At 54.2% G+C, this 5,879-nt stretch carries 6 protein-coding genes; all 6 read left to right on the top strand.

What is annotated here, in order from left to right:
• Positions 1-882 (top strand): 23S rRNA (adenine(2503)-C(2))-methyltransferase RlmN (gene rlmN / locus ACI9KD_RS16640; protein ID WP_414982291.1); only part of this gene is annotated, 882 nt, incomplete at its 5' end.
• The gene (pilW, locus tag ACI9KD_RS16635; protein WP_414982290.1) at positions 879-1,664 is read left to right on the top strand and encodes a type IV pilus biogenesis/stability protein PilW; all 786 of its coding nucleotides are present in this window, start codon (positions 879-881) and stop codon (positions 1,662-1,664) included. The genes rlmN and pilW, both read left to right, overlap by 4 nt.
• The gene (gene ispG / locus ACI9KD_RS16630; RefSeq protein ID WP_414982289.1) at positions 1,657-2,787 is read left to right on the top strand and encodes a flavodoxin-dependent (E)-4-hydroxy-3-methylbut-2-enyl-diphosphate synthase; all 1,131 of its coding nucleotides are present in this window, start codon (positions 1,657-1,659) and stop codon (positions 2,785-2,787) included. Before pilW ends, ispG begins: the two co-directional genes overlap by 8 nt.
• Before the next feature lie 52 nt (positions 2,788-2,839).
• Positions 2,840-4,120 carry a histidine--tRNA ligase gene (gene hisS / locus ACI9KD_RS16625; RefSeq protein WP_414982288.1) on the top strand — a complete coding sequence of 427 codons (1,281 nt, stop codon included), beginning with the start codon at positions 2,840-2,842 and terminating at the stop codon, positions 4,118-4,120.
• A 13-nt stretch (positions 4,121-4,133) separates the two neighbouring features.
• Entirely contained in the window at positions 4,134-4,802 is a 669-nt protein-coding gene (locus tag ACI9KD_RS16620; RefSeq protein ID WP_414982287.1) for a YfgM family protein, read from the top strand.
• A gap of 1 nt (position 4,803) precedes the next feature.
• Positions 4,804-5,879 (top strand): outer membrane protein assembly factor BamB (bamB, locus tag ACI9KD_RS16615; protein ID WP_414982286.1); only part of this gene is annotated, 1,076 nt, incomplete at its 3' end.

Raw genomic sequence — 5,879 nt, 5'->3', positions numbered from 1 at the left:
CGTAAATGGTTAGTGCAAGTGGACGGCGGCGGTCTCGTTGAGACCGTGCTTATTCCCGATGGAAAACGGGCGACGCTATGCGTTTCTTCTCAGGTAGGCTGCAGTCTCGACTGTAGTTTTTGCTCCACGGGCAAGCAGGGTTTTCAGCGTGATCTCACTGCCGCAGAGATTATTGGTCAGGTTTGGCTGGCCATCAATTCCTACGATGCTTTTCAATCGGGTAACGGTCGCGTGGTCACCAATGTTGTCATGATGGGGATGGGGGAGCCTCTCCTTAACTTCGACAATGTGGTTACAGCCATGGATCTGATGATGGATGATCTGGGCTACGGTATTTCTAAACGCCGGGTGACTCTCAGTACCTCTGGCGTGGTGCCGGCTCTGGATAAGTTGGCAAAAGTGAGTGAGGTGAGCCTTGCGGTTTCGCTACATGCGGCCAATGATGAGCTGCGTAATCAACTGGTTCCGGTGAACCGCCGCTATCCTATTGCGCAGCTTCTGGCTAGTGCACGACGCTACATCGATGCTCAAAAAGATAAGAAGCGCGTTGTCACCATTGAATACACGCTAATGGCGGGGATCAATGATCAGCCAGATCAGGCGAGAGAGCTGGCTGAATTGCTCGCTGACTTTCCTTGCAAAATCAATCTGATTCCCTTTAATCCCTTCCCCAATTCCGGTTATGAGCGCCCTAGCGGTAATGCCGTGTCACGCTTTTGGCAAGTGTTGGTAGATGCTGGATTTATAGTAACCGTGCGCACCACTCGCGGAGATGATATAGATGCAGCCTGTGGCCAGCTTGTCGGTGATGTCGTGGATAGAACACGACGCAGCGCCAGACATCGTCAGAATGCCGAAGCCGCTTTGGAGACAGGTCTATGATCCGCTCTTTATTACTACTGGTTGCAATCACCCTTGTGGGCTGCGTGACCGAAACGGAATCAGTTTTTACCGCGCCGCCCTCGCCGCAAAAGGCGATGGAGACTCGTGTGTCTTTGGCCCGACAGTACATCGGCCAGGGTAACTGGGAAGATGCCAAGCGCAACCTGAAAAAGGCTGCAGAGCTCGATAGCACCAATCCGGAGGTTTATGAGGCATTTGCTTTGGTGTATCAGAGCACGGGTGAATTCGAACTGGCGGAAGAGAGTTTTCGGCTCGCAATTGGACTGGATAAAAGTTTCTCCCGGGCGCGTAACAATTACGCAGCATTTCTCTATAGCCAGGAGCGCTACCGGGAGGCGGAAGCCCAGCTGAGCGAAGTCGTAAAGGATTCACTTTACAGTGCCAGACCGCAGGCTTTTTTGAACCTGGGGCTTTGCAGGCTCAAGCTATTTAATGAAAGAGGGGCTGAGGAGGCGTTTCTGCGTACTTTGGCGATGCAGCCTCTCAATACCACGGCGCTATTGGAAGTCGCCCAGTTGCGGATTGATGCTAACGATAGTCGCAATGCCACGCTCTACTATGATAAGTACCGAGAGCTTGTGCGACAGCAAAGCTCCCGGGCGCTATGGCTGGGAGTTCGATTGGCGCGTTTGACGGGTGATGCCGACGCCGAAAGCAGTTATGCCTTGGCGCTGAGAAGTATCTACCCGGACTCACCGGATTACGAGGCTTATCGACGCTCTATCAGCGCCTTTGAGCAGGAGAGTGGTAGTGATGAATAAGTACTCGCCGATTAAACGACGCAAGAGTCGTCAAATTCATGTGGGTAACGTTGCCGTCGGTGGTGACGCCCCGATCAGTGTACAGAGCATGACGAACACCGAGACCTGTGATGTCGCTGCAACGGTAGGCCAGATCGCCGAGCTGGAAGCTGCAGGTGCTGACATTGTGCGGGTGTCGGTGCCCAGCATGGAGGCGGCGGAAGCTTTTAGAGAGATTCGCGCTCAGTCTCAGGTGCCGCTGGTCGCGGATATTCACTTTGATCATCGCATAGCACTCAAAGTTTTAGAATACGGTGTCGATTGCTTGCGAATTAATCCGGGCAATATAGGACGAGATGACAAAGTTAGAGAAGTCATCGCTTCAGCGCGGGATAAAGGAATACCGATTCGTATTGGTGTGAATGCTGGTTCTATCAGTAAGGATCTTCAGCGCAAGTATGGAGAGCCTACGGCAGAAGCGCTGGTGGAGTCGGCGATGCATCACGTCGATATTCTGGATAAGCATAACTATCCGGACTTTAAGGTCAGCGTGAAGGCCTCGGAAATATTTATGGCGGTGGATGCCTATCGCTTGCTGGCAAAAGAAATTGACCAGCCTTTGCATCTTGGCATCACCGAAGCCGGCGGCTTGCGTGGCGGCACGGTCAAGTCATCCATTGGTCTTGGGATGCTGCTCTATGAAGGCATTGGAGACACCATTCGGATTTCACTCGCCGCTGACCCCGTTCAGGAAGTAAAGGTGGGCTTTGAAATCCTCAAAAGTCTAAAGCTGCGCAGTAATGGCATTAACTTTATTGCTTGTCCGAGCTGCTCACGACAGAACTTTGATGTCATCGGGACCATGAATGCGTTAGAGCAACGTCTGGATGATATTCGCACACCCATGGATGTCGCGGTTATTGGCTGTATTGTGAATGGTCCCGGAGAGGCTCGAGAAGCCGATGTAGGTCTTACCGGCGCCTCGCCAAGTAACTTAATCTACGTAGATGGTGAGCCAGACCATAAAGTCAGTAACTCGGATTTGGTGGATCACTTTGAACGTGTCATTCGCGCTAGGGCGCTCAAGCTTGACGAAGAGAGAGCAGAAGCTGACGCGAAGCTCATCGCACGATCGGTGTCCTAAGGGCACGCCGAAATAACTACTTCTTATTTACTGACAGGACCAACAGACCAGCATGGACGCACTGCGATCGATTCGCGGCATGAACGATATCCTGCCGACGGACACGAACAATTGGCAGTTTCTGGAAAACAGTGTTGCCGAGCTGCTCGAGCGCTATGGTTATGGTGAGCTGCGTCTTCCACTGGTTGAACCCACCGCCTTGTTTAGCCGTTCTATTGGTGAAGTCACCGATATTGTCGAGAAAGAGATGTACAGCTTCGAGGATCGCAATGGCGATAGTATGAGCTTACGCCCCGAGGGTACGGCGGGGTGTGTACGGGCAGCGATTCAGAACAATCTCATCGCAAACCCCTGCAGGCTTTGGTATAGCGGCCCAATGTTCCGTTACGAACGTCCACAAAAAGGCCGGCAAAGACAGTTTCACCAAATCGGTGCGGAAATATTCGGCTACACGACCCCGGACGCTGATGCGGAGCTGATTATTTTGCTCGCGCGTTTGTGGCGTATTCTTGGCATTGCGGGCGCGGTTACTCTGGAAATCAATAGTATTGGTAGCTCCGAGGCCCGGGCAGCTTATCGCACCGCACTGGTGGCTTATCTGGAGCAGCACCGAGAGACGCTGGATGACGATAGTCAGCGGCGGTTGTTGACTAATCCGCTACGGATTCTTGATAGTAAGAACCCTGATACTCAGGCTTTGCTGAATGACGCGCCGGCCCTACAGGATTATTTGGATGAAGAGTCCGTTGAGCATTTTGCGGCGCTGCGTGGCTATCTTGATACGGCTGGGGTGAGCTACACCGTCAATCCTCGGTTGGTTCGTGGCCTGGACTATTACAACAAGACCGTATTTGAGTGGGTGACTGACAGGCTTGGAGCGCAAGGCACAGTTTGTGCTGGCGGGCGTTATGACGGGCTTGTGGAACAGCTTGGGGGGCGTGCAACGCCCGGCGTGGGATTCGCTATGGGTCTGGAGCGCTTACTATTAATGCTCGAAGCCTGTGGACAGTTGCCCGATGCGAAAGCACCCGACATATTTGTCGTTACTAGTGGCTCGGATGCGCAACAAGCAGCGATTGCCGCAATCGAGGAATTGCGCGATGCACACCCCGCATTGCGGATCGTGCAGCAATTAGGCGGTGGAAGTTTCCGCAGTCAGATGAAAAAAGCAGATCGCAGCGGCGCAACGCTGGCCCTTCTTTGGGGCGAAGACGAAGTGTCCGCAGGCGAAGTAACAGTTAAACCCTTACGTGATGGGCAAGAGCAATTGCGCTTGCCGCTAGTCTCTCTCGCAGAGACTGTCACATCACTTTTACAACAACATACGCACTAGGCAGGATTTGCACGTGGAAAGTTACCGCAGTGAAGAAGAACAAGTCGAAGCGCTGAAGCGCTGGTGGAAAGAAAACGGCCGCAGCACGATGATAGGCGTCGTGCTGGCTTTGGGGCTGGGTTTTGGCTGGCAGGGCTGGCAAAAAAACCAGGAGCTTGCCGCCGAAAGCGCATCAAACCTATACCAGCAAATGCTTCAGGCCTTGTCTGCAGAGGAAGACCAGGGCACCACTATTGGGCGACAGATAGCGGTTGAGCTCAAGGATAGTCATCGCGGAAGCGTCTACGCCCAGTTTGCCGCGATGCACCTGGCCCGACTCGCCGTAAACGATGGGCAGCCACAGGTCGCTGAGCAGGAGTTGCGCTGGACATTGGCCATGGCTGATGCCGGTGATGATGTTCAACAGGTTGCGCAGTTGCGCTTAGCGCGGGTCCTGGCTTCTCAAGACAAACAGGAAGAGGCCCTTGGCCTTCTGGAAGGCGCTATCACGGACTTTATTGCCTCTTACGCCATGGCGCGGGGTGATATTCTACTGAGTCAGGGTCTCGAGGCAGAGGCGTTCGACGCTTATGAAACTGCCGCAGGGGCGCTGGAAGTGGGTTCGCCCATGCCCCAGACTTTGCAGGACAAGTTGGAGTACCTGGGCGCGCGCTTGCAACCAGCAGTAGCGGAGGCCGGTTGAGGTGACCATCCTACGTATCTCTGGCCTGCTTTTGATACTGGCGACGCTCACGGGTTGTGAGACTGTTTCAGATTTTTTTGAGATGGGTGACGAGGATGATCCGCAGCAGCCGGCGGAACTCATAGACCTTGATCAGCAGCTCGATGTCCGCAAGTTGTGGTCTGTGGGCGTCGGAGATGGGCAAGGCGATGGGCTATATAAGCTCCAGCCGGTTATTGACGGCAATGTGATTTACGCCGCGGCCGCAGAGGGTGAGATACGAGCGGTCGAGCGGGAGGGTGGATCCACAATCTGGCGTCAGGAGCTTGATATCGGCTTGTCGGGTGGCGTTGGCCTTTATGAGGACTCTCTGTTTCTTGGCGGCAGTGACGGCTTGGTAATGCGTCTTGATGCCAAGACTGGCGAGACTCTGTGGACAAGTGAAGTAAGTGGCGAGGTTCTGGCTGCTCCACAGGGGAATGGGCGCGTTGTCGTGGCGCAGACTTACGACGGAAAGCTTTATGGCTTTGACTACGAGTCCGGCGAGCGTTTGTGGCGCTACGACAGCAACGTGCCAGTATTAACTATTCGCGGTACCAGTACGCCAATCTTGGACGGGAGCGTGGTGTACGCTGGATTCGCCAGCGGCAGAGTTGTGGCCTTTGAGGCCCTCGACGGCACTGTGCGTTGGGAGGCTCGTGTGGCGATTCCTCAGGGTCGCTCTGAGATCGAGCGTATTGTGGATGTTGATGGCACCATGGCTTTGGCCGGTACTGAGTTGTATGTCGCTAGCTATCAAGGCCGTGTTGCTGCCCTGGATACGCGTACCGGACGTAAAATCTGGCAGCGCAATGTGTCGTCGTTTTATGGCGTCTCTCAGGGCTTCGGCAATGTTTACATCGCTGAAGAGACCGGCACTGTTACAGCGTTCTTGCGTAACGGGCAGGGTGTGCGGTGGGAACAACCGGCGCTTGCTTGGCGGGGCTTGTCCAAGCCCGTACCCGTGAGCAGCTATTTGGCCGTGGAAGACTATGAGGGCTACTTACATTTGCTTTCTCAGGTAGACGGAGAGTTTTTAGCGCGCGTTCGACCTGGTAA

The sequence above is a fragment of the Congregibacter sp. genome, assembly GCF_047617445.1.
Lineage (GTDB): Bacteria > Pseudomonadota > Gammaproteobacteria > Pseudomonadales > Halieaceae > Congregibacter.
The sequence above is the reverse complement of the archived record's forward strand: the minus strand, read 5'-3'. Positions and strand labels throughout refer to the sequence as shown.